Below are 25,006 nucleotides of genomic sequence, written 5' to 3'. Positions count from 1 at the left end.
CACCTTAGCTCAGGAACACATCAGAGACCTGCATAACAGGGGTAATGGCTGCTATTTTGCCGGCTACGTCAAAACCTGATATACAGTTTACCTTGCAGGTATCGCACTTTTTGCAGACATCCTTCGCCAGGTTTAATTCCGCCAGTGTTTCTTTGGACAGGCCGGCATTCTTATACCCGTAAGCATACATATAGGCACGCATGATATCAGGGATGGGCAGGTTTTCCGGACATTGATCCTGACATTTGCCGCATTGCTGGCAGTATAATAACTCCTGTCCGCATAACTGCGCCAGATACTCTTTGTCGTTGGGCGTTAATTGCGGGTTTTGCGCTGCAGCCAGGCAATCTTCCAGCAAGTCAAAACTGGTAAATCCGGGAATAGCTGTTGCGATATGTTCGTTGCTCCAGACCCATCTCAGGCAGGCTTGGCCGTTTATTTGCGTTTTTCCTTCGGCATCCTCAGAACCTCCGGTCATGGTCTTCATGGCTACAAAGCCTATTCCGGCCTCGGCTCCGCGAGCGATTGCTTCGTCCAGTTCCTTTAGCTTTTCCAACTTAAAGTTGTAGCTCAGCAAGATTACATCGTATATTCCTGCTTCAATAGCAGCATCTATCTGTGCCGCATTATTGTTGTGCATAGAAAAGCCGGCATGGCGTATTTTACCTTCCGCCTTTAACTTTTTCAAGGCTTCAATTACTCTCCCATCCTTCACTATTTCAGGACTTTTCATATCATGTGCATAGAGGATATCTACGTAGTCCATTTGCAGGCGTTTCAGGCTGATATCGAACATATCTGCAAATTCTGTTTCAAAATTATCTTTCAAAGGTTGGTCGAACTTAACCTTTGTAGCGATTCTGAAAGAGTCGCGGGGCTTGCCTTTGAAGAAGTTGCCCAGCATTTCTTCGTTACGCCCATTCTGGTATCCGTGTGCTGTGTCAAAGAAAGTGATACCCGAATTATAGGCTGCCCTTACAACATTCGGATTATCAGCCCGCATAACACCCATGCTGATAATAGGAACCTGAATGCCGGTTCTGCCTAAGGTACGAACGGGGAATCCGGAGGTACTATTCGTAGTAGCTGTTGTTTTTTGTATCGCTGCTGCTGCCGTATTGGGTAGTATAAAGGCGCCCGCTCCGGCTGTAGCGGAAAGCCGCAGGAAATCTCTTCTGTTTACGCTTTTGTTTTTCATGATTACAATTTAATTTACTTGGTTTAAAGGCTTTTCGCCAATTGATTGATGAAGCTGTCGGCTCCCTCGATAGTATCCCCGTTTTCATTGAATACACCGATGATGTATTGCCCTTTCCACAAAGCCGGGATATCTCCGTTATACCGGTCTTTGATCAGCAGTGTACCTTCCTGGTAATCCAGTGGCTGCTTGGTAAAGGTGAAATAGGCTTTCAGTATTTCTTCGGCTCCTTCGTTTGACTGAGCATCTATCAGAAAGAGCTGAAACGGCTGGTCTGCCGGATTTTTATAGGTCGCTACATATGCCGACTTCAGAAATTCGTGCCCTATGTAACTGGCTGTGATATAGGATTCGGTATAAGGCTGTTTTCCTTCCGCCGGAAATAGCTTGAGCAGCGAAGGATAGTCTGCCTGCGGATCTATGCATTGGGCAAGGGCGCTGCCAACCTGCCGGAGCGCTTCTGTGGCTGCATCGCTACTGGTCCACATCTTTACGTAGACAGAGCCGGCAAAGAAGTAGAGGTTTTTATCGTCGCCCTGCGCTTCTCCTCCGATGGGTAGATACGTCAGGTCAGACGAGCGCTCGGCCGAGTACATCCCGAAAGCATCAGCAGGCGTAGCATGCCGGTATGCCTGGATGGTGATGTAATCGTCTCCTTTTTTATACTCCAGAGATGTCATCTCCCGGAAATTATTCTCGATAAACAAGGGGGCAGCCCCGTTGATACGGTCAAACAAATTGTCAGGACTAAAGATTTCTGCTTCATTGGCTATCGTCCAACCGGGTACTTCCGGCAAACAAGCCTTCAAGGCTACCGGTGTTTGTGCATACACAAGTCCGGAAGCCAACATAAACAAACTAATTGCCAAATACTTACAAGAACTCATTTGCATACAATAATTGGTTTGCACAAATGTAAAAATATTTTCTTATATGTCCCACAACTGTTGAACATGTATTCAACAACTGTAGAACACGAATTCAACAATTGTAGAACATATGTTCTACAGTTGTGGGACGATTTCTCTGAATTATTTTTTTGTGTATATTTGCTACTATTAATGAATCTATTAACAAATACGTTTTTATATGAAAAAGCTATCTTTTATTGGCTTGATACTGATTGCAGTATCATTCGCGATGTCTGTTCAGGGACAGCAATCATTCAATTATCAGCCTGACTATAAGGCACTCAAAGTAGACGCTTCGCGCTTAGACCGGATCGATAAGCTATTGCAGGAATATGTAGACCAGGGGATTATCCCACACGCGCTTACCTTTGTGGCGAAAGACGGGCAGGTAATCCACAACAAAACGTTCGGATGGAGAAATGTAGAGAAGAAGATACCCTTGCAAAAAGACGATATCTTCAGGATGTATTCGCAAACGAAAGCGATTGCTACCGTAGCCCTGATGACCTTGTTTGAGCAGGGGAAATTCCAGTTGGACGATCCGGTGTCCAAATACATCCCGGAAATGACCGATCAGGTGATAGAAGAAGGGGAGGAGCGGAACAGTGAAAACCCCAAGACGCGGAAAGCTGCCTCGCCTGTACTGATCCGCCACTTGCTGAGCCATACTTCCGGTATTGTGGGTCCCCGCCGGGCACCCGGAGCACAGGTAGAAGGCTTTGAAACGCTGGGCGCTTTCGTAAAAGAACTAGTGAAATGTCCGCTGGCTTTTGACCCGGGAACAGGCTGGAACTACCATCCCGCCTCCGATGTATGCGGATACCTGGTAGAGTATTTCTCCGGTAAAACACTTCAGGAATATGTAAAAGAGGTGATTTTTGATCCGCTGGGAATCAAAGATATGGCCTATTATTACGATCAATTGTATGCCGACAGGTTTGTGACCATTTACCGTGAAAAAGACGGCAAAATAGAGCCTGTAGAGATGTGGAGCGGACGGAATCCCTTTGGCAAAGATCGTCGCTATGCAAACGCCGGAACCGGCCTGAACGGCACTATCGAAGGCTATGCCCGTTTCTGCCAGATGATACTAAACTACGGAACATTCAACGGCAAACGGATACTGGGCCGCCGCACAATTGAAATCATGGCCAAAAACCAGATCCCACACCCCAGCAATGCGGATGCGGACTTCAATTTCGGCATAGGCTTCCAGATATACCCCGGAGGAAAAGCAGACTGGGACATACTCCCCAACGCATCTCCCATGGTGTCTGAAGGTTCCCTGTCTTGGGGTGGCATGGCCAATACCGACTACATCATCGACCACAAAGAAGACATGATCATCCTCCTCTATACCAATCGTATACCCGATACTCTGGTGTGGGAAAAATTCCTCAATACGGTGTATCAGGTGCTGGAATAAAAAAAGTGCTACGTTGTAAGTGGTAGGTGGTATGAAGATATATTTCCCTTACCACCTACCACTTACTACTTACCGCTTTAAAAATACCTTAATAATGATAACCTTTCCGTCAAACCGTTTATCTTTGTTACTTGAATCAACTAAAATTAAATCTATGTCAGTAAAAGAGTATATCCAAACAAACAGGGAGCGGTTTTTAGACGAATTGTTTTCTCTGATCCGCATACCGTCCGTGAGTGCGCAACATGAGCATAAAGAAGATATGATGGCCTGTGCGCAGCATTGGACAAAAATCTTATTATCATCGGGAGCAGACAAAGCCGTAGTGATGCCTACAAAAGGGAATCCTGTTGTATATGGCGAAAAGATGGTGTCACCCGAATTGCCTACGGTATTGGTATATTCTCATTATGATGTAATGCCTGCTGAGCCATTCGAGCTCTGGAAGAGTGAGCCTTTTGAACCGGAAATCCGCGACGGACGCATCTGGGCGCGTGGTGCAGACGATGATAAGGGGCAGGCGATGATTCAGGTAAAAGGCTTTGAGATAGCCCTGAAAGAAGGCCTGCTGCAATGCAATGTGAAGTTCATTTTCGAGGGGGAAGAAGAGATAGGATCGCCCAGTCTGGAAGCCTTCTGTATAGAGCATAAAGAATTACTGAAAGCAGATGTAATATTGGTGTCGGACACCAGCATGGTTAGCGCAGAGATACCTTCGCTAACCACCGGCCTGCGAGGCCTGGCCTATTGGGACCTGGAAGTAACGGGGCCTAACCGCGACCTGCATTCCGGACACTTCGGCGGGGCAGTAGCCAACCCGATCAACGTACTTTGCAAGCTGATGGCCGACATTACCGATGCAGACGGACGGATCACCATCCCCGGCTTCTACGATGATGTAGAAGAGGTATCACCTGCCGAACGGGAGATGATAGCCAAAATACCCTTTGATGAAGAAAAATACAAAGCAGCCATTGAAGTAGACGAGCTATTTGGCGAAAAAGGCTACTCAACGCTGGAGCGCAACAGCTGTCGCCCCTCGTTTGATATCTGTGGCATCTGGGGAGGATATACGGGCGAAGGAAGCAAGACGGTGTTGCCCTCAAAAGCATACGCCAAAATATCCACGCGTCTGGTTCCCAACCAGGACTATCACAAGATACTGGCCATGTTTGAAGCCTATCTGAAGAAAGCCGCTCCCAAGTCGGTGAAAATAAAGATAACCCCTAGTCATGGTGGACAAGGATATGTTTGTCCAATAGACCTTCCGGCCTATAAAGCAGCTGAGAAAGCGATGGGGATTGCCTTCGGAAAAACACCCTTAGCTGTCCGCAGAGGTGGTAGTATCCCTATCATCTCCACTTTCGAGCAAGTGTTAGGCATCAAGACTGTTCTGATGGGCTTTGGCTTGGAACAAAACGCCATCCATTCCCCCAACGAAAGTATGATGCTCGACTTCTTCTACAAAGGAATCGAGTCCGTTGCCGAATTCTACAGAGAGTATAAATGAACGATCTTATTTCAAACGCACTGGCTAACGTCGGTATTCCGGCGCTGAACGAGATGCAACAGGCCGTGTTGGATGCGGGAACGACGAAGGATATGGTTCTTCTGAGTCCGACCGGTTCCGGCAAGACACTTGCCTTCTTGCTTCCCTTGCTGACTACTATGCGGCAGGGGGAAGCTTCCATACAGACGCTGATTGTTGCCCCTTCTCGTGAATTGGCTTTGCAGATAGAAACGGTTTTCCGCTCGCTGGGAGCCGGTTACAAGATAAACTGCGTATATGGCGGTCATCCGATACGAACGGAAAAGAAGAGCCTGGAGCATCCTCCGGCTGTCTTGATCGGTACTCCCGGACGTATTGTAGACCACTTGGATAGGGGAAATATCAACCTGGATACCGTACGGACGCTCATACTGGACGAATTCGACAAGACGCTGGAGCTAGGTTTTCTCTCTCAACTGAAGGAGATTCTGTCACATCTGCCAGGAGTTAGAAGGAGAGTCCTGACATCCGCTACCGAAGCGATAAACATACCGGCGTTTACGGGTATAACGGCTCCGGTACGTCTTTCTTTTCTGTCGGGTACCCGGCAGTCCAAAGGGCTGACGGTTTATGTTGTACAGTCTCCCGTCAAAGATAAACTGGAAACGCTTTACAAGTTGTTGGGAGAATTAAAAGGCGGCTCGGCACTGATCTTCTGTAATCTGCGCGAAGCAGTAGAACGGGTCAGCAGTTACCTGACAGAAATGGGGGTAGATAATGAACACTTCCACGGAGGAATGGAACAGCCCGAGAGGGAAAAGGCCCTCTCTCACTTTCGAAACGGAAGCGCTACCGTATTTATCTCTACTGATTTGGCAGCCAGAGGACTGGATATCCCGGAGGTAAAGAACGTTATCCATTACCATCTGCCGCTGAACGAAGAAGCCTATATACACAGAAACGGGCGTACGGCACGTATGCACGCCGAAGGAAACGCCTTTCTTATATTAAATGAAATAGAAACGATTCCCGAATATATCGAACGCGAACCGGAGGAGTTTTTCCTTCCGGAGAAAGCAAAGCAGCCGCTTCGTTCGGAATGGGTTACACTTACGATCAACCGAGGGAAGCGGGATAAGCTGAGCAAGAAGGATGTAGTAGGTTTTCTGTTCCAGAAAGGCGGATTAACGAAAGACGAACTAGGGGTAGTAGAAGTAAAGGAAAGTTGCTCGTATGCAGCTGTGAAACGGGATAAATTGCCTGATTTACTAAAACACATCCGCGACGAGAAAATAAAGAACATGAAAGCTAAATTTAATCAAAAATAAAAATTGACATTGAAAACAATACTGATAAAAGGGGCTGAGTTAAACGGTAAAGCCAGAGATATCTTAATCTCAGGCAATCATATAAAACAAATAGCCGATTATCTGCCAAATGATGCAGATACGGTGATAGATGCAAAGAAGAAGGCTGTAATTCCGGGATTGGTTAATATGCATGCGCATGCAGCTATGACCCTTTTCCGGGGCTTTGGCGACGATATGCCACTGATGCCCTGGCTGGAGGAAAAGATATGGCCAAACGAAGCTAAGCTCACACGCGAGGATGTCTACTGGGGTGCTAAGTTGGCTTGCCTGGAAATGATCAAAAGCGGAACGACTGCTTTCTTTGATATGTATCATAAGTTTCCGGCTACAGCTATGGCGACTGAGGAAATGGGGATCAGGGCTACGATTTCAAGCGCCTGCTTCGATCATTTTCAACCGGAACAGGCCGAGAAGGCCAAGACACATGTGCATAAGCTATTCGATGGAATGGGCAATTATGGCTCACGCATAAAGTTTGCACTGGGTCCGCATGCTATTTATACGGTTTCGGGAGAGTTGCTTCAATGGATTGACGCCTTTTCTGCCGAGCATCAGGTGCCGATTCACCTGCATCTGGCGGAAACGGAAACGGAAATGCGGGATTCTGTCAGCCACTTTGGACATACACCCGTCCGCTACCTGCATCAACTAGGCGTTTTATCGCCCCGTCTCATCATTGCACATGGCTTGTATGTAGACGAAGAAGAGATACAGCTATTGGCCGACCACGGGGTGAAAGTGGTACACAATCCGGCCTCTAATATGAAGCTGGCCTCCGGCATTGAGTTTAAATTTGCCGAGATGCGCAAGGCAGGTGTAGCTGTTGGCATAGGTACGGATGGTTGTTCGTCGTCCAACAATCTTGACATGGTAGAAGCGATGAAACTGGCATCTCTACTGGGAAAAGGTTGGCGGAAAGACCCGGTAGTATTGACAGCCGACGAGATGCTGTATGCCGCTACGGAACAGGGAGCTGCCATGATGGGACTAAAAGCCGGACGCATCGAAGAAGGCTACTTAGCCGACCTTTGCCTCGTAGACCTGCGGACGCCTGCTTTCACACCCAACTTCAATTTCGTATCAAACCTGGTATATGCCGCCAATGGCAGTTGCATAGACACTGTAATCTGCGACGGAAAAATCCTGATGCAGAACAAGCAAGTCCCCGGCGAAGACCAAATCCTAGAGAAAACAGCAGAAATCGCATACAAACTGATGGAAAGATAGTGACAAGCGGTATGCTGTAAGTGGTAAGTAAAAAAATAATAATTAATCATTAATCGTTAGAAATTAATCATTAAAGAAATGAACGAAGCAAATAAGAAATACCAGGAAGCTGCGGATTATCTGAAAAGCCGTATCAAGGGAAATCCAGAGACAGCTATTATATTAGGAAGCGGCTTGGGATCATTGGCCGATAAGATAGAAGAGGCTATTGTTATCCCCTATAAGGAAATTCCCCACTTTATGCACTCCACGGCCACGGGGCACAAAGGTAACTTTATCTGTGGCAAGCTGGGAGGGAAGCAGGTACTTGCCATGCAGGGCCGCTTCCATTATTACGAAGGATACAGTATGGAGCAGGTTACTTTCCCTGTTAGGGTGATGAAACTGTTAGGCATTAAGAATCTATTGGTTTCCAATGCTGCCGGAGGGATCAATACCACCTTCAAAGTAGGCAACCTGATGATTATCCGCGACCACATCAATATGGCCCCAAATCCGTTAATCGGGCCGAATAATGAGGCGTTCGGGACTCGCTTCCCTGACATGACGCGCACCTACGACCGCGAGTTTATCCGCCTGGTAGAAGAGATAGCCTCGGAACATAACATTCCGCTGAAAAAGGGAGTCTACGTAGGACTTACCGGCCCTTCATACGAAACACCTGCCGAGTATGCTTTCTTCGGAAAAGCGGGAGCAGACGCCGTTGGGATGAGTACCGTTCCGGAAGTGATCGTAGCCCGCCATGCCGGATTACGCATCTTCGGTATGTCTGTCATAACCAACGAAGGTTACCATTTTGCCGATGATTTTGTGAACGACGGAGAAGATGTAATCAAAGCCGCTAACGAAGCCGCCGGTAAGATGACATTGCTATTTACCCACTTGGTTTCTAGGATATAACAACTATTATTCGTATCTTTGCATCAGCAAGAAATATTAACACACCCTCTGTCCCCTCTCAAGAGGGGGAGGGTCATATAAAACTAAGCTTATGAAAAAATATGTATTTTCTCTTTTAATGATTGGATTGTTTTTCTCCTGTGATAATTCGTCCAAGGATCCGGATACGCCTTGTACGGAAGAATTTTGCTTTTATACCGTGAAAGTGCAGGATACAAATGGCAATCCGGTAGTTTTGGACAGTATAAAGGTTGTACTGGATGATAAAGACATCACTCCCCAAAAAACTCAGACAGCGTACGAGCCAGGAATGTATGAAATTACCAACGATAATTATCAGACATTACTGGTAGGAGAAAAGAAGGAGTTAATAATATCCGGCTATATAGACGGCGAAGCAGTATTTAATGACGGTTTTCTTTTTGGTGCCGACCGATGCCATGTTAGCTACTCAGGCGAAAAGCCTTTGGTTGTTACCCTGAGAGGAGATGATGATATCCAATGTACGGAGGTTCTTTTTTCGTTTGGAGTTAAGGTGTATTACGAAGACGAATCGCCTGTTATCCTGGATAGCATCAAAGTATTGTGGAAAGATACAGACATTACTCCATCCAAATATATGCAGGAAGATTTTCAACGAATCGGCACCTATTTTTATGCGCTTACAAGTGATGGTCTGACGAAGCTTTTCGGTGCTACCGGCAACGAAACAGTATCAGACTACATCACATTCTTTGGCTACATAAAAGACAAAGAAGTGATAAAAGAAGACTTCCTGTTCTCCACCGATAAGTGCCACGCCTATTACAATGACGAAAAACCGCTGACTATCATTTTAAAAAAATAAAATAGCTCGTTACCAAAATAAAATAGCTCACGTCTGAAAAAATATCGGATGTGAGCTATTTTTATTCAGACGTGACCCAGGAACTTCCGCGCTTTTTTGATAGATTTGTGTCGCTTTAGAACATGTAATTGATAGTAAGTATTAATCATAAATTTGATCACCTATGAAAGATTCAAGACGAGATTTTTTAAAAAAGGGAATGTTAGCCGGAGCAGGGGCTCTGATGATACCGGAATTAGCTAAAGCGGTTGTGCAGGAAAATATGGCTGTCAATGCGCCGAAGATTAGCCTGAAAAAAGACAGCGTGATTCTGTTGCAGGGCGACTCCATTACCGATGCCGGCAGAGACTACTCCAACAATAATGCAAACTCCATGCAGATGCTGGGGAATGGCTATTCACTTTTTATTGCCTCGCAGTTGCTAACAAAAGAGGCGTCCAAACAATTGAAAATCTATAATCGCGGAATAAGCGGTAATAAGGTATATCAACTTCGGGACCGTTGGGAAATGGAATGTCTGGCGTTCATGCCCGATGTACTGAGCATCCTGATTGGTGTGAACGATTACTGGCATACCCTGGGAGGCGGCTACAAAGGCACAGCCGAAGTGTATGAAAACGACTATCGCAACCTGTTGCGCTATACTAAAGAGAAACTACCCAATATACAGTTTGTAATCTGCGAACCCTTTGCTCTGAAAGGTGGCTCGGCCATTGAAGATGAAAAATGGTTCCCTAAGTTTGACGAATACCGTAGTATAGCCAAAAAGCTGGCAGCCGAATTTAATGCTGTTTTCGTGCCTTTCCAGGCCGGCTTCGACGCCGCCATCAAACAAGCGCCCACCCGCTACTGGGCCTACGACGGCGTACATCCCGACCTGCCCGGCCGTCAGCTCATGGCTAATATGTGGTTAGAGGCCTGTGGCCTTAAATAAAGCAGAACGCAGAACGGAACACGCAGAACGGCAGAATGGAAAGAAAAGGTAATTTCCCATGCTGCGTGCTGCGTACTGCGTGTTCCAATAAAAAGATATGAAGATACTACTGGTAGAAGACGAAGTAAATATTGCTTCCTTTATTGAGAGGGGGCTGCAGGAGCTGGGCTACGAGGTGCGGACAGCGTATGATGGCGAGGCAGGATGGGAATTGGTGCAAGAGGATCAGTTCCAATTATTAATTCTGGACGTTATTATGCCGAAGATGGACGGACTGGAGCTTTGCCGCAAGTATAGGGAGGCGTACGGATATGCCTCTCCGGTAATTATGCTAACGGCTTTGGGTACTACGGATGATATCGTAAAAGGACTGGCTGCCGGAGCAGATGATTATCTGGTGAAGCCCTTTAGTTTTCAGGAGCTGGACGCCCGTATCCAGGCTTTGTTGCGTCGTTCAAAGGTAGGGGAAACAAGCTCGTCGCTGAGCTGTGGCGACCTGGTGCTGGAAACAGAAAACCGGCGCGCCATCCGCAAGGGAGAAGCCATTAACCTGACCGTCCGCGAATATCGCCTGCTGGAGTATCTGATGCTCAACCAGGGAACACCGCTGAGCCGTGAAAACATTATCAAGCAGGTATGGGACAAGGAAGCAGACCGGAACATGAATGTCGTGGATGTGTATGTGAACTATCTGCGAACAAAGATAGATAAAGGGTTCGACCGCAAACTAATCCGTACCGTATCCGGTATTGGCTACATGATAGAGGCATGACATCGGCAAAGAAAATAGCATATTATTTCACGTATATCACAGTAGGGGTAATCACGGTTGTTTCTATTATCTTTTACTTGCTAATCGTGCTCTTCCCGGCTGTTTTTCTGCCGTACCGTATCTGGGTGTTTGTGGCTTTCCTGTTGATCAACGGGGTACTCATCTACTTTGTAGGCAAACGCTACGCCACCTATATGATTGAGCGGATAGATAATACCTATCAGAGCGAAAAATCCTTTATCAGCAATGCCTCTCACGAACTGAACAATCCGCTGACTGCCATACAGGGCGAATGTGAAATAAGCCTGATGCGCGAACGTACACCTGCCGAATACCAGATAGCCTTACAGCGCATCTTGTCGGAAACCAAGCGGATTATCCAACTGATGAAGCACCTGATGTTCCTCTCGAAAGGGGAGGATGAAATCCTGAAGTCGGCCACCGAAACAGTCTTCCTGGCTGAATATCTGATGCAATTCATGGAAAATCGTATCCAATACTCGCCCGACAACTTTGCTTTTACGCTGAATGTAAATCCCCAACTACTGAAAATCGCTCTGGAGAATATCATCGGAAATGCCTTGAAGTACTCAGGGGATAAGCCCATAGAAATACGCCTTCGGGGTACTACCCTTGAAATAGAAGACCAGGGAATCGGCATCCCGCCCGAGGAGCTTAGCCGCATCTATCAGCCCTTCTATCGGGCCGGTAACACTCGCGGACTACCGGGTAACGGGATAGGACTGAGCCTCTCGATCCGTATCCTGCATGTGTACGGAGCAGAAGTTTCTATTACATCCACCTTAAATAAAGGGACAAAAGTCCGGATAGATTTCAGCGCCATGGGATAATGGCGACATGGGGATTTCCTGCTGCAGCCTCGGCCGGACTGATCCAGCCCCGTTGAAGCATCCGTTTGACAGCATCTCTGTAAAAAATATGAAAGGCCGGTTTAACGTCGGTTCCATTCCCGTAAAAATGCCTGCGTGCCCGCTTGGGATCAGCAATAATGTACGACAGAAACACACACTCTCCCAAGGTCAGCTGCGAGGGTGTTTTACCGAAATAGTAACGGGCTGCCTCGGTTACCCCATATACATTCGGCCCCCACTCAATGACATTCATGTAGACCTCAAACATGCGCTCTTTAGAAGTAAGTCTGCAGGTTTCAATGAGCCACACGATCATAATTTCTTCCAGTTTGCGGACAATCGTTTTATTGCGGCTCAGGAACACATTCTTTACCAGCTGCATACTCAGGGTGCTGCCCCCGCGTGCAAAACGACGTTCCAGCAAATCCTGCACCAGCGACCTACGAAATGCATCCGGTATAAAGCCTCTGTGATGCATAAATCCTGCATCTTCGGCATGCATGATCGCCATCGGGAGGTAACGGGAAATAGAACGATAGGGGCGGAAGTCCGGATTCTCACTCCCCAGCCGGAAGGTACGGACAGGCTTGCCTTTCTCGTAAATGGTATGCAGGAAAGAACTGTTCATCTTCCTCAGATCGGTTCTCCCGTATTGGAGTATCCGGAAGTTGTGCGACTGTAGGGAAGACTCAAACCGCAGGTTTTCCACACGTGTCATATCAACATCCAGCAAGAAGTGGTAATTCAATGTCCCCTCGGCTTTTAGTCCTTCTATGTTATAGAAAAAGCCTTTGGGAATGGAGGAAAACAAATCGTCTGCCGGAAAATCTTTTTTATCCAGAGCTGCCCGGATGTGCCAGTCCTTGTTTTTTTCTATCCTGAGGTACGGACTCAGCTTCAGCTTGTTGAAATAAACAGTCGTAGCACTGCTATCTACCTCGGCAAAGTTGGGGCCTACATGCACTCGGTAGTTGATAAAGCCTCTGTCAAGGTAGATAGAATCCGGCGAGATACTTTCCTGATACAACACCAATCCTTTGATGCCTCCTTTGCCTGTAAGGGTCTTCACATCCGGCTGCAAATCATGGATAGTCAGCTCAAGCGCCAGGGTATCAAACAAGGCCGTGGCATCCCATCGTTGCCTGATAAAGGGCAGAGCTATCTTTTGGGAAGGATCTTCCGTAAACAAACGGAGGCTCAGTTTCTGCTTGTCTTCTTGTAAGGTCCCCCGGCAGATCCACTCGTTCTGTGTATTGCCTTCTTCGTTTTGGATCACGATATTGAACCTGTCTTTGTCCAGAAGCAGTTCCGGGATAGTTATAGAATACAACCTATCGTTTTTCTGATAAGAAACGAACAAATTCTTTACAGACAGCTGGAAATCCGGCAAAAGAGATAACATATCGTACGCGCGTCCTATCTTGGCTGCATAATCCGTTGTGCTGGCTATCGTCTCTTCTGCTTCCGAAAGGGCAGGATACAGACGGTATAATAAATCAAAGTTGGAATCGCTACCTTCCTTTGTCAGGCTGAACTCTACCTTGTCTGCTTCCATACTGTTGATACGGATCTTTCTCTTTAATAATTCGTTGAAATCTAAATGAGCAACAAAGGATTGGACTTTCAGTAGGCGGTCGGCATCTTTGGGAGTAAGGGTAAGCCCTTTGATCTGCACATTGCTCAGACCTTTCAGCAGAATGGCATTATATTGAATCGTGACATCATATTTCTTTTCAATAGCCTGTAGTTCCGGCTTCACAAGAAATCGGACAAACAGATTACCGCTCTGTAAAAGCGCTAACAACAAAAGTAGGATTATAATTGCTACGATACGGAATTTCTGATATGTCAACTTCATTTTAAATCGGTAATGCGCAGCAAAAGTACACTTTATTCTCTTTATTTCTGAAACATTCGCGCACATTTGTATGTTTAAAGAATAAAACAGATTATGGCACAAAAAATTGCTTTCTTCGGTGCGAAACCATATGATATCGCATCTTTCGATAATGTAAACAAACAATTTGGCTTTGACATTACCTATTATAAAGGGCACCTTAACCAAAACAATGTTATTCTTTCCCAAAACGCAGATACCGTCTGCATTTTTGTAAACGACACAGCCGATGCTGCAGTCATTAACTCTCTGGCAGAAAACGGAGTGAAGTTGCTGGCATTGCGTTGCGCAGGTTTTAATAATGTAGACCTGGAAGCAGCCAAGGGAAAACTAAAGGTTGTTCGCGTACCTGCTTATTCTCCTCATGCCGTAGCTGAATACACGCTGGCTCTGATGCTATCGCTGAATCGTAAGATACATCGTGCCTACTGGCGTACCCGTGATGGAAACTTTTCACTGAATGGCCTGATAGGGTACGACATGTTCGGAAAAACAATAGGTATTATAGGCACCGGAAAGATAGCCAAGATATTGATCCACATACTCAACGGATTCGGCGTACGTATCTTGGCCAATGATCTGTTTCCTGATTACGAATTTGCCGCTGAAGAAGGTATTACCTATACAACATTAGACGAGATTTACAAGCAATCAGACATCATATCCCTACACTGTCCTTTAACGGAACAGACACACTACATGATCAACGAGAAATCAATCGCCCAAATGAAACCGGGAGTCATGATCGTTAATACCGGGCGCGGACAACTAATCGACACACACGCCCTGATAGAGGCTTTGAAAAATAAACAAGTAGGTGCTGCCGGACTGGATGTGTACGAAGAGGAGGGAGAATACTTCTACGAAGATATTTCTGACAAGATAATAGACGATGACATGCTTGCCCGCCTGCTTTCATTCAACAACGTGATTGTAACCTCCCACCAAGCATTCTTTACCGAAGAAGCCATGCGCAACATAGCCGAGACCACCCTTCAGAATATTAAAGACTTTCGGCAGGGAAAACCCTTGGCGAATGAAGTAGAAAGTGGTAAGCGATAAGTTTCCATACCACCTATCGCTTACAACGTACCACTTTATACTAATAACTTTGCTTTCAGTTTAGCGATCATATCCTGAGTCATCGTGTCGAGGTCGTAGACAGGATTCCAGTCCCATTCGGCACGAGCGCAGGTATCATCCAACGAATTGGGCCATGAATCGGCTATCGCCTGACGTAATGGGTCTACCTGATATTCCATCGTGAACTCAGGAATGTATTTCTTTATGTTATTAAAGATGATTTCCGGGTCAAAGCTCATTGCAGCGATATTAAAGGCATTCCGGTGAACCAGGCGTGACGGATCGGCTTCCATCAGTTGAATAGCAGCGTGCAAGGCATCCGGCATATACATCATGTCCATAAAGGTTCCGGCAGCAATGGGACAAGAAAAGTGATTGCCTTTCACCGCTTCGTAGTAGATGTCTACGGCATAATCCGTTGTTCCGCCTCCCGGAGGTGCTGTATAAGAGATCAGTCCGGGAAAGCGAACTGAACGGGTATCCACACCAAAGCGAATATAATAATAATCGCTCAATAATTCTCCGCCTACTTTTGTCACACCATACATAGTGCGTGGGTTGCGGATGGTATCCTGAGGAGTTTTGTCTTTCGGAGTATTGTCGCCAAATACACCAATAGAACTGGGAGTAAATACGGCACATTTATGTTCACGTGCCACTTCCAATACATTAAACAAACCATCCATACCAACTTTCCAGGCCAATTGAGGTTTAGCCTCGGCTACGGCAGAAAGTAAAGCAGCCAGATTGTAGATTGTATCAATCTTATATTTTGATACAACATCTGCAATTTGTTTGTCGTTTGTGATGTCTACCACTTCCGCAGGCCCTGTTTCCAATAATTCCCCTTTAGGTTCGGCTCCCGGAATATAACCGGCTACAATATGTCCATTGTAGCGTTTTCTTAGTTCCAGCGTAAGTTCAGTTCCGATTTGACCGGTAGAGCCAATTACTAATACATTTTTCATCGTGTTTTGCGTCTTTAAGATTTCTGGACAAAGGTAGAGAGAAATAAATATTTCCGGCCTATTTATTCTTGTTTTTTTCTCTCTAAAAATTGCCACATGCGTACTTTTATTAACTTGTTTTTACATATATATAGGGAGGGTATAAAATTAGTTTCTTACTTTTGGGGAATTTGAAATAAAATTAAAAACTGATCATGAAAGAAAACATTTTTGAGCTGACCAACGAACAGTTAAAAGAAATTGCCGAGTCCCTGAAAACTAAGATAGAAGACGGACTGAGTAAAGAAAACCAGGAAGTACAATGCATTCCTACATTCATTACTCCGGAACCCGGTGCAAAGGTAGAAGGTAAAGCACTTGTGCTCGACTTGGGCGGAACTAATTACAGGGTAGCTACTGTAGACTTTGCAAAAGGTAAAACAACAATTCGCCCGGAAAACGGCTGGAAGAAAGACCTCTCAGTAATGAAGAAACCCGGCTTTACGGAAGAAGATCTTTACCAAGAACAAGGCGACCCCATTCTGGAAACAAAATTAGACGAGCCCATGCCTATTGGTTATTGCTTTTCGTATCCGGCAGCTTCCCTTCCCGACGGTGATGCCACACTGCTACGTTGGACAAAAGGGGTAAATATTCCGTCCATGATCGGTAAACCGGTAGGAGCCCCTCTGGTAAATTATCTGAACAATAAAGCCGGGAAAAAGCAATTCACAAAAGCTAATGTTATTAATGATACGGTAGCCAGCTTATTTGCCGGACTTACCGACAGCAGCTATGACGCATACATCGGCCTTATCGTAGGTACAGGAACCAATATGGCTACCTTTATAGATGCCGGAAATATTGAAAAATTAAACGGAAAAGGCATTTCCGGTTTGTTACCCATTAATCTGGAATCAGGTAATTTTGATCCTCCACACTTAACCAGTATCGACGAGATAGTAGACGCCAGCTCAGGTAGTTTTGGCGCCCAACGCTTTGAAAAGGCAGTATCAGGTATGTACCTGGGCGAGATACTCAAGAGCGTATTCCCCTTTGATGAATTTGAAGAAAAATTTGATGCTCAGAAGTTGACGAATATCATGGGCTATCCCGATATACACAAGGAAAAATACGTACGTGTAGCCCGCTGGATATATGAACGCTCTGCCAAGTTGGTAGCCGCTTCTCTTGCCGGATTGATCTTGGTTATGAAGACAGGCAATCCCAACATCAAACGCGTTCGCCTGATAGCCGAAGGAAGCCTCTTCTGGAGCGAAGACAGAAAAGGTGTAAACTACAAAGATATCGTATTGGTAAAACTGCATAACCTACTGGGAATACTCGGATACAAAGATGTCAGAGTAGACATAGACCACATGGACAATGCCAACCTGATCGGATCTGCCATCGCCGCACTATCCTGATCAAAAGACATAAGCTGAAACAAAAAGAGGTACACTTTGGATAGCGTACCTCTTTTCGTTTATATAATTCCGTCTTTTACTCTACAGTAACCATCCGGCCTACGGTGTTGGCTTGTGTCAGGTTATCGTACATGGCTTCGCAATATACAGGAGGCAGGTAGAAGCTGCCGGCATATGCGGTAGTCAGGTTGATCTGTACTGTTACATGCTTACCCGAACGGAGTAGGTCTATATAGGTATAAACCCTATCGTCGCGAATATCCTGATAGCTGATACCGTCTGTGGTTGTAGCTTGGGTATCCTCGTGCAGAAAGCGGGTATTCAGTATCTCCCAGCCGGCCGGGAATATTTCCGTAATTACCAGGTTTTGTATCTGCTGCGGAGATGGGTTTCGTACCGTTACAACAGCTGTAAAGTTGGTACCCTGCTCCAGCTTGCTTACATCTACGGTTTTACCGCTTGCGTCCTGATAACTTACACTCAGGGTGATACCGTTGGCATAAGCTGTTTCTTCCCCTTGTTCGGGTATGCCTTCCATAACAACGCGTCCGAAGAGTGTACCTTTCGTTTCGTTTTTCACTTCCAGACTGGCTGTTGAATTGCCTGTGTCAAACAGTGTTTCCGACCAGATATTCTTGTTTGTGCCAATCGATTGTGACTGACCATTACAGGTATAGCTAAAGCTTAGATTGTCAGAAGTTTTATACCGGCTCATATAGCTGGAAACACCAATCAGTGCATAAGCTGTTTCCTGTGTACTTAGCCAGGTTTCAGACGATAATATGTCCGATATCTGCCGGATAAGGGCAGAAGCCTCTTGTCCCTTTTTCAGTATACTGAGCGTCTGCAAGCGGATACCCATATCGCGGAAGGTACTACCATAGGTATAATCGTAGGAGGTATAACTGTCTGTTTGCGCTGTTGTGCTGGCTATGATCTCGTTGCCTACGTCTTCCCGTCCTACCAGGGCATAAGCTGCAGCAAGCATCCAGCGGCTTGTATTGCCTAGTTTTGTGCTTTCTTTCAGGCGGTTCATGGCTCCCAGTTCGGGTTGTGTGGCCAATGCCAGTACATATAGGCGATAGGCTTGTATCATCTCTTCCGAATGGTAGTAATATGAATTGGATACCTGTTTCCAGTTACGGGCTGATTTTTTCAGGTAATTAAGGGCATTCCGCTTGATGGCATCGGGCACCAGATATCCTCTGTTTCCTGCTTCAACCATAAAGTGAGTAGCATATACCGTTCCCCAGCCATTGCTGCTTGAACCGCCCGGCCAGTAAGCAAATGCTCCTTCGGCCATCTGGTAGGAGCGATAGCGTTGCAGTACCGATTTAACAGCCGTTTCTACAGAGGCCTCCTGTTTCTTAGATAGAGAAGCAAACTCTTTCAGATACAGCTGCGGGAAGGCCTTAGAGGTGATCTGTTCCAGGCATCCGTGCGGATATCCCAGCAGGAATTGCTGACGTGAGGCCAGGTTGAGAGGCGGAACATCCGACATCTCAAGCATCAGCGAGTTGGTACCGCTTACTCCCGGTAAGCTAAGCGACTCTTTCCATGTTTTTCCGGCATCCAATGTAAAAGCTTGGAGCTTCTTCAGCGGACGGCGTACCGAGCGTATCTCTATATCTGTTTCGTAAACGGATTTCTCTCCTTTACCGCTGGCTGTTATTGTTACCTTGGCAGCTCCGGCCTGGTCTTTCACCCGGATGCGGAACAAGGCTTGCTTATCTTCTATCTGGCTGAAGTTCAAGTCGTGTGTAGAACTGCCTATGATCTCCATATTGTCAGAGCAGGTAATAGATACCTTTACATTTCCTACATTATTTTCAGTAGCAAATACAGTAGCCGGAACAGCCATTTCTTCGCCTACACCTATCACACGAGGCAATGTACCCAGCAACATGACAGGCTTACGTACCATGACACTCTTCTCCGTGTGTCCATAAGCCGAGCCGTCACCGGCAATTACCATCACACGTACCCGTCCGTTATAATTAGGCATCGTATAGGTATGACGTTTCTTTTCTCCCTTTTTCAAGAGGAAAGGCCCTTCAAACTGTACCACCGGTTTGAAGCGGTTTACAATGGCTTTCGGACCTTTATTCAGGGCATCGTCCCCCCCTATGCTGAACAACTGCTCGATACGTCCTCCGTAAGCGCCTAATACACTGTTGTACAAGTCCCAGGTAGATACACCCAGGGCTTCTCTTGCATTAAAGGCTTTCCAGGGGTTGGGGGTTGGGAAACGGGTCAGATCCAGTAGACCTTCGTCTACAATCGCCAAGGTATAAGCCATCTGGCGTCCTTTCTCTTCGGAAACTGTTACACTGTACTTTTCTTCCGGTTTAAACTCGGCTGTCGAAGTGCTGATAACAGGATGCAGATAGCTGTCCGGCGAATTTACATTAAAGGGCACAACACCATACAGGCGAATCGGCAAGTCATTCGTGGTATTGCCGTAGGGCTGTAATAAGGTGATGTAAATATAGGCATTCGGCTGCATTTCGAGTGTTACCTCTATCTGGAGGGTTGTTTCCCCGGCCTGGCAAAGGTGTTCACTGATAGCCAATACCTTTGAGCCATTCTCTATATTTACGATAGCACGGCTTCCTTCAGGTGAGGGGAAGGTAACCTGCATTTTTTCTCCCGGAGTATATGTTTCTTTATCCGTCTTGAAGCTCAGCATGGTAGGAGCCGAACCGGCTTCTCTGTTACGTAAGGTGCCATAGTCCGGCCAATCGAAATAGCTCATAATACCGGTGGAATGGTTGCCATTCTCGTCCAACACACGGATCAGGTAGGTTCCCCATTCTTCGTAAGCCATATTCAACTTGAAACTGCCTTTACCATTGGCATCTGTCTTTATTTCCAGTTCTTCACGGGGTGAATAATAGGAGTCCGAAATGTAATTGGCCAACTGCTCATTGGAGGAGTTCCACCACCAGTACCAGCTTGTCTTGTAGACTTCTATCTTCAAGTCGGTAGGAGAGGGCTTGCCTTCATAATCTACCGATACCACTTCAAAGGTATGGTCTTTATCGGTTACCAACTGAGTTTTATCCGTCTGTGGCGACTTAATCCCTACATAGCGTTTGTAAGGTGAATAAAGTATGCTGGAACCATCGATACTGAACTCTCCCGACTCTTCAAACACACGGGTAGTAAGACTGGCCATCAGCATACCCGGAGCCGAATTGCCTACGTCGAAACGGGCATCGATACTAGCATCGCCTACATTGTCGGTAACGCCTTCTATCAGCTTGCTTTCTTCACTGCTGAATACCTTGGCAGGATCATCAAACTGGAAGTTCACATAGTTCTTAAAGCTCGTCTTGGTAGAGGTAAACACTCCCTGGATATCATATTTCAAATTACGCGCTACCGCTCCATGCAGCCACTCCGTATGTAACGGGATGCGTACAGATTCCGCTCGTAGAGCCGGTTTTTCCGGTATTGTAAGGTTTATCTTCAAGCGGTTTGGCTTGATTGTTTCGATACGGATATTCTTAGAGAAGGTAACACCTCCCACTTGTACTGTTGCATTCCAAACACCCGTAGGAGCATCCGACTCGGTAGGCATGGGGAATGAATACAAGCCCAGTTCATTATGCGTCACTGTTTTGCGCAGATACGACTGTCCCAGCGGATTGAGCAATTCCATCGTCACCGGATGGTTGGCCGGGATGCTCTTCAGTTTGTCGTTCAACATAAAGCTCAGGAACAAGGTATCACCCGGCCTCCAAACGCCTCGGTCGCCATAAATAAAGCCCTTAATGCCTTTCTGCACCACTTCGCCCGATACATCAAAGGAACTGAGCGATAGCGACGATCCCGGATCAATGCGCATATACGAACGCTGCTTGTCCAAAGAGGCAATCATATAATAGGGCCTGCCTTGTGTAAGAGACATTTTTACCTGCCCTTTATCATCTGTTATACCCGAGCCAATCACCTGATGCTGATAGTTGTAAAGCGAAACATTCACCCCCTTCTCCGGATAGGTGGTAATCAGGTTATGCACAATAGCTGTCATCTCGTTATTGCCACCCATCATGGCCATCAGCCCCAAGTTGGTAGCTAATATATTTTTGGCCCTTACCTTGTTGTAATAATAGCTGGTAGAGCAAGGATTCTCCCTATCGTAATACTCATAGTCATCGTAATCTACATCGCCATAGTAGTAGTAATAGCCTCCTTCATCAAACTTAGCCGATTCTTCCTTAAACTTCACGGCATCTTCTGCCAGTAGCTGTTCCTTGGTTTTCTGAACGATATCGTCGCAGGGATAGGCAGACAAGTCTCGGTTATACGACAGCTCAATCCTGTAAATGGCACCCGGTTCGGGAGTAATTAAGTCATTCAGTTTAAGAGCATACGTCTTCCATTCACTCAGATTGCCTTCGCCTTCTTCGTCCAGAAAGATCGTTTTGCGCATCACCAAACGGCCTACCCGCATCAACTCATTTGTTCCACCCAGCGAATTATATTGCAGGAACTGCCCCATATTCTTCTCCAATACCTTGATAACACGTACTACAACCCCGCGCAGATACACAGCCTGGAAAGGCACATTCAGGTCTTGCGACTGAGGAATGATCGTCCCTTCACCCGTAAACTTCACATCCGGCAACGCATCTATTATCTCTATTTCTTCTTCTATATCCCTTCCAAGCGTACGTCCGTTCTTACTTTTGATACTGCTACTCAGAAATATGGTTTGTGCCCCAACGCGCTTCACATCAGGGAAGAGGCGTAGTTTATTATCCTCACGTTGCACTGTTTCATTCTGATTTCCTTTAATGTAAGCCAGTCCTTCCAAGCCTTGCGATTCATCCAGCGGATCGGTAAATGTTACCTCAATATAACGTTCTGGTTCTTTTACAAACTTCAGCTCATAAATAGAAAAGTCATTCATAGCCGGAACATTGGAAGAAATGATATTTTCCTCCTTCACTCCCAGCTTATTAGAAGCTACAGACAACTTCAAGATACGCCCTCCATCCGTATCACTCACTATATTTTTTATGGTTAGCTGGTGACTCTTTTCGTCGGCATTATGTACCCATTCCAGTTCCGCTTTTTCAGAAACCTTTATTAATGATTCGATAGTTTCAGGCGTTTCCCGATCGGGGGTAGAAACGGTAAAAACAAAGTCATAGCCATTTTCATTGTCTGGATTAATATTGATAGACTCCAGGTTGGCCCGAATAACAAGCGGAAGAGTCGTAAACTTAAAGGTAAACAGCTTGTCACTCCCTTGAGCATCAAAAAAGTAACCCATATCAGCCGTAATCGTATATTCCGTATCCCGATTCAAAGCCTCTGCCGGCCTGAATACAAGCGTACGATTATTCTCGAAAGCAAATTCACCTTTCACCTCCGGTTTGATTTTCATGTACTTACCCACATCGGCATTTTCCATTTTCCCTGCCGCCAGGTCTTCATTAAAAATCAGGAAAGCCGGAGAAAAACGTGACACTTTACCAGAAGTAAACGCTTCTACATAAGGGCTAAAAGGCAGCCCCTCTTTATCCACACTCTTAGATTTACACCCTGACAATAACAAGATGAACAAACAAACGGCTAATAACAAATGGAAGGGTTTGAACATAACTATTTAGTTTTAAAAGAACATAATACTGACAAATATAATATTTTAATAAATAGTACAAAAAGAATGCACAGATATTATTATACTACAATTCTAATCCTGAAAGTTTCACCTATTTTTATTCAATGAAGCTAAAAGTTTCACCTAGGTGATCTTAAAGGATCACTGCGAAGATCTTTAAAGATCATTGGGCTGATCCTTGAGTATTTTCCAGGTGAAACTTAAAGTTTCACACCATAAAAAATAGTGAAACTCACAATACGCTGTCAATCAACTGTTTGCTACTGTAGGATTGATAAGTATAACCGGAAAACAAGGAGCGTAATCCGATATAACTATTAATCTGTTAATCCTGGAGAGTAGCAAACATGCCATTCTTCGGGATTAATGCTTTATATCTAAAACAAAAACATTATCTTTGTGTAAAATATAAAACATTATGAAAGGGACAAAAACGATATTATTGCCTCGACTAACCAGAATACTGGAAGAAATGGGTGGAAACATAAAGCTAGCCCGTTTGCGAAGAAAGTTGACAGCAGAACAAGTTGCTGAACGAGCCAGTATATCTCGTTCTACCTTATGGCAGGTTGAAAAAGGATTGTCAAGTGTTTCTTTCGGAACTTATGCACAAGTACTATTTGTTCTAGGTTTGGAAAAAGATTTGCTATCTATTGCCAAAGATGACATATTAGGCAGGAAATTGCAGGATGCCGAATTGACTGTTGGAAAGCGTGCTCCCAAAACGAAATAATCACGATGAAGCAGGGAAAGAGAAAAATATATGTCTATGCCGATTGGGTGGAGCTTGAATCTCCGACCCTAATGGGTTTTCTTTCCGTCGAATATTCAAGGGGGAAAGAAATCTTTTCTTTTGAGTATGCGGAAGAATGGTTGAATTCTGATAATACACGAATGTTAGATCCGGATCTTGGGCTATACTCCGGAGTTCAATATCTAAGGGACGAAAAAGCGAACTTTGGATTATTTTTAGATTCTTCTCCTGATCGGTGGGGGCGAGTATTGATGAAACGAAGAGAAGCAATTCTTGCTAAATCTGAGGGGAGACCAATTAACACACTTCACGAATCGGATTTTCTGTTAGGAGTTTATGACTTGCATCGCATGGGTGCATTGCGATTCAAACTTGATCCAGACGGGGATTTCTTAGATAATAATAAAGACTATGCAGCTCCCCCATGGACTTCCATACGAGAATTGGAGCATGCAAGTCTTGAACTAGAAAAGAATATTGAACAAGATAACCCCGATATATTAAAATGGCTGAATATCTTAATGGCTCCTGGTTCTTCATTGGGAGGAGCCAGACCCAAAGCAAGTGTACAACACACAGATGGTTCTCTTTGGATTGCAAAATTTCCCAGCAATAATGATGATACGGATATTGGTGCATGGGAAATGGTTGTAAATAAATTAGCACAAAAGTCTGGAATAACTATGGCGAAAGCAACTGCTAAGAAATACAATAGCAAGCAACATACTTACTTAACAAAACGTTTCGACCGGACAGCGGAGGGGAAACGGATTCATTTTTCTTCGGCAATGACTTTATTAGGATATACGGATGGAATGGGCGCGGAAGAAGGTGTTAGTTATCTTGAATTAGTTGAATTCATTATTCAACATGGAGCTAATGTGAAAGAAGATTTGACGGAACTATTCCGGCGAATTGTATTTTCTATTGCTATTAGTAATACGGATGACCATTTGCGAAATCATGGTTTTATCTTGACAAAATATGGATGGATATTATCTCCGGCTTATGATATTAATCCCAATCCATATGGAACAGGATTAAAACTTAATATCTCGGAAGAAGATAATTCTTTGGATTTCGATTTAGTATTAAGCGTTGCTCCTTATTTCCGATTGGCAGAACAAGAAGCGGGTGGTGTAGTTGAAAATATCAAGCGAGTGGTGTCAGAGTGGGAAGATATTGCTGTTAAGTATCAAATCTCTAAATCGGAACGAGATATGATGAGTGTAGCTTTTAGATATTAGCAAAAAACAACTAAGAATTCTCTCTAAACATGCAAAATATAGAGTTACAATCAAAGAATCTGAAAACTTA

General features: G+C 45.3%; 18 protein-coding genes. 13 read left to right on the top strand and 5 right to left on the bottom strand.

The window, feature by feature from the left end; all coding sequences use genetic code 11:
- Positions 1-4: 4 nt before the first annotated feature.
- The gene (locus M2470_RS01515) at positions 5-1,198 is read right to left on the bottom strand and encodes an aldo/keto reductase (RefSeq protein WP_280743072.1); all 1,194 of its coding nucleotides are present in this window, start codon (positions 1,196-1,198) and stop codon (positions 5-7) included.
- A gap of 23 nt (positions 1,199-1,221) precedes the next feature.
- A complete protein-coding gene (locus tag M2470_RS01510; RefSeq protein WP_280743073.1) occupies positions 1,222-2,085 on the bottom strand; it encodes a DUF6599 family protein in 864 nt (287 codons plus the stop codon).
- Positions 2,086-2,287: 202 nt separating this feature from the next.
- Between M2470_RS01510 and M2470_RS01505 the strand changes: the two genes are divergently transcribed.
- From M2470_RS01505 to M2470_RS01465, 9 genes are all read left to right on the top strand, one after another.
- A complete protein-coding gene (locus M2470_RS01505) occupies positions 2,288-3,535 on the top strand; it encodes a serine hydrolase (protein ID WP_280743074.1) in 1,248 nt (415 codons plus the stop codon).
- 154 nt (positions 3,536-3,689) lie between these two features.
- Positions 3,690-5,045 carry a dipeptidase gene (locus M2470_RS01500; RefSeq protein WP_280743075.1) on the top strand — a complete coding sequence of 452 codons (1,356 nt, stop codon included), beginning with the start codon at positions 3,690-3,692 and terminating at the stop codon, positions 5,043-5,045.
- Positions 5,042-6,352 (top strand): DEAD/DEAH box helicase, encoded by a 1,311-nt coding sequence (locus M2470_RS01495; protein WP_280743076.1) that lies wholly within the window; start codon positions 5,042-5,044, stop codon positions 6,350-6,352. Before M2470_RS01500 ends, M2470_RS01495 begins: the two co-directional genes overlap by 4 nt.
- Positions 6,353-6,361: 9 nt before the next feature.
- A complete protein-coding gene (locus tag M2470_RS01490) occupies positions 6,362-7,621 on the top strand; it encodes an amidohydrolase (RefSeq protein ID WP_280743077.1) in 1,260 nt (419 codons plus the stop codon).
- Positions 7,622-7,699: 78 nt separating this feature from the next.
- The gene (locus M2470_RS01485) at positions 7,700-8,521 is read left to right on the top strand and encodes a purine nucleoside phosphorylase I, inosine and guanosine-specific (RefSeq protein ID WP_280743078.1); all 822 of its coding nucleotides are present in this window, start codon (positions 7,700-7,702) and stop codon (positions 8,519-8,521) included.
- A gap of 91 nt (positions 8,522-8,612) precedes the next feature.
- Positions 8,613-9,368 (top strand): hypothetical protein, encoded by a 756-nt coding sequence (locus M2470_RS01480; RefSeq protein WP_280743079.1) that lies wholly within the window; start codon positions 8,613-8,615, stop codon positions 9,366-9,368.
- Positions 9,369-9,531: 163 nt separating this feature from the next.
- Entirely contained in the window at positions 9,532-10,302 is a 771-nt protein-coding gene (locus tag M2470_RS01475) for an SGNH/GDSL hydrolase family protein (RefSeq protein WP_280743080.1), read from the top strand.
- Between the two features lie 97 nt (positions 10,303-10,399).
- Positions 10,400-11,074 carry a response regulator transcription factor gene (locus M2470_RS01470; RefSeq protein ID WP_280743081.1) on the top strand — a complete coding sequence of 225 codons (675 nt, stop codon included), beginning with the start codon at positions 10,400-10,402 and terminating at the stop codon, positions 11,072-11,074.
- Complete coding sequence (locus tag M2470_RS01465) at positions 11,071-11,925, top strand: ATP-binding protein (protein ID WP_280743082.1); 855 nt, start codon at positions 11,071-11,073, stop codon at positions 11,923-11,925. Before M2470_RS01470 ends, M2470_RS01465 begins: the two co-directional genes overlap by 4 nt.
- Here M2470_RS01465 and M2470_RS01460 read toward each other — a convergent pair.
- Positions 11,909-13,804: a biosynthetic peptidoglycan transglycosylase gene (locus M2470_RS01460; protein ID WP_280743083.1), complete on the bottom strand. Its 1,896-nt coding sequence runs from the start codon at positions 13,802-13,804 to the stop codon at positions 11,909-11,911. The genes M2470_RS01465 and M2470_RS01460 overlap by 17 nt on opposite strands.
- A 93-nt stretch (positions 13,805-13,897) precedes the next feature.
- On the opposite strand from M2470_RS01460, the gene M2470_RS01455 reads away from it, so the two are divergent.
- Positions 13,898-14,905, top strand: a complete 1,008-nt coding sequence (locus M2470_RS01455; protein WP_280743084.1) for a 2-hydroxyacid dehydrogenase — start codon at positions 13,898-13,900, stop codon at positions 14,903-14,905.
- Positions 14,906-14,940: 35 nt separating this feature from the next.
- On the opposite strand, the gene M2470_RS01450 is transcribed toward M2470_RS01455, so the two are convergent.
- Positions 14,941-15,894, bottom strand: coding sequence for an NAD-dependent epimerase/dehydratase family protein (locus tag M2470_RS01450; RefSeq protein ID WP_280743085.1), 954 nt, complete (start codon positions 15,892-15,894; stop codon positions 14,941-14,943).
- A 194-nt stretch (positions 15,895-16,088) separates the two neighbouring features.
- Between M2470_RS01450 and M2470_RS01445 the strand changes: the two genes are divergently transcribed.
- Complete coding sequence (locus M2470_RS01445; protein ID WP_280743086.1) at positions 16,089-17,300, top strand: hexokinase; 1,212 nt, start codon at positions 16,089-16,091, stop codon at positions 17,298-17,300.
- A 76-nt stretch (positions 17,301-17,376) separates the two neighbouring features.
- Here M2470_RS01445 and M2470_RS01440 read toward each other — a convergent pair whose 3' ends face one another.
- The gene (locus M2470_RS01440; RefSeq protein WP_280743087.1) at positions 17,377-22,914 is read right to left on the bottom strand and encodes an MG2 domain-containing protein; all 5,538 of its coding nucleotides are present in this window, start codon (positions 22,912-22,914) and stop codon (positions 17,377-17,379) included.
- Positions 22,915-23,353: 439 nt separating this feature from the next.
- Here M2470_RS01440 and M2470_RS01435 point away from each other — a divergent pair, with 439 nt between their 5' ends.
- Entirely contained in the window at positions 23,354-23,668 is a 315-nt protein-coding gene (locus M2470_RS01435; RefSeq protein WP_280743088.1) for a helix-turn-helix transcriptional regulator, read from the top strand.
- A gap of 5 nt (positions 23,669-23,673) precedes the next feature.
- On the top strand, positions 23,674-24,936 hold the full coding sequence (locus M2470_RS01430; protein WP_280743089.1) for a HipA domain-containing protein: 1,263 nt from the start codon (positions 23,674-23,676) through the stop codon (positions 24,934-24,936).
- Positions 24,937-25,006: the final 70 nt, after the last annotated feature.

This window comes from Parabacteroides sp. PH5-46 (assembly GCF_029892785.1).
GTDB lineage: Bacteria > Bacteroidota > Bacteroidia > Bacteroidales > Tannerellaceae > DFXE01.
The sequence above is the reverse complement of the archived record's forward strand: the minus strand, read 5'-3'. Positions and strand labels throughout refer to the sequence as shown.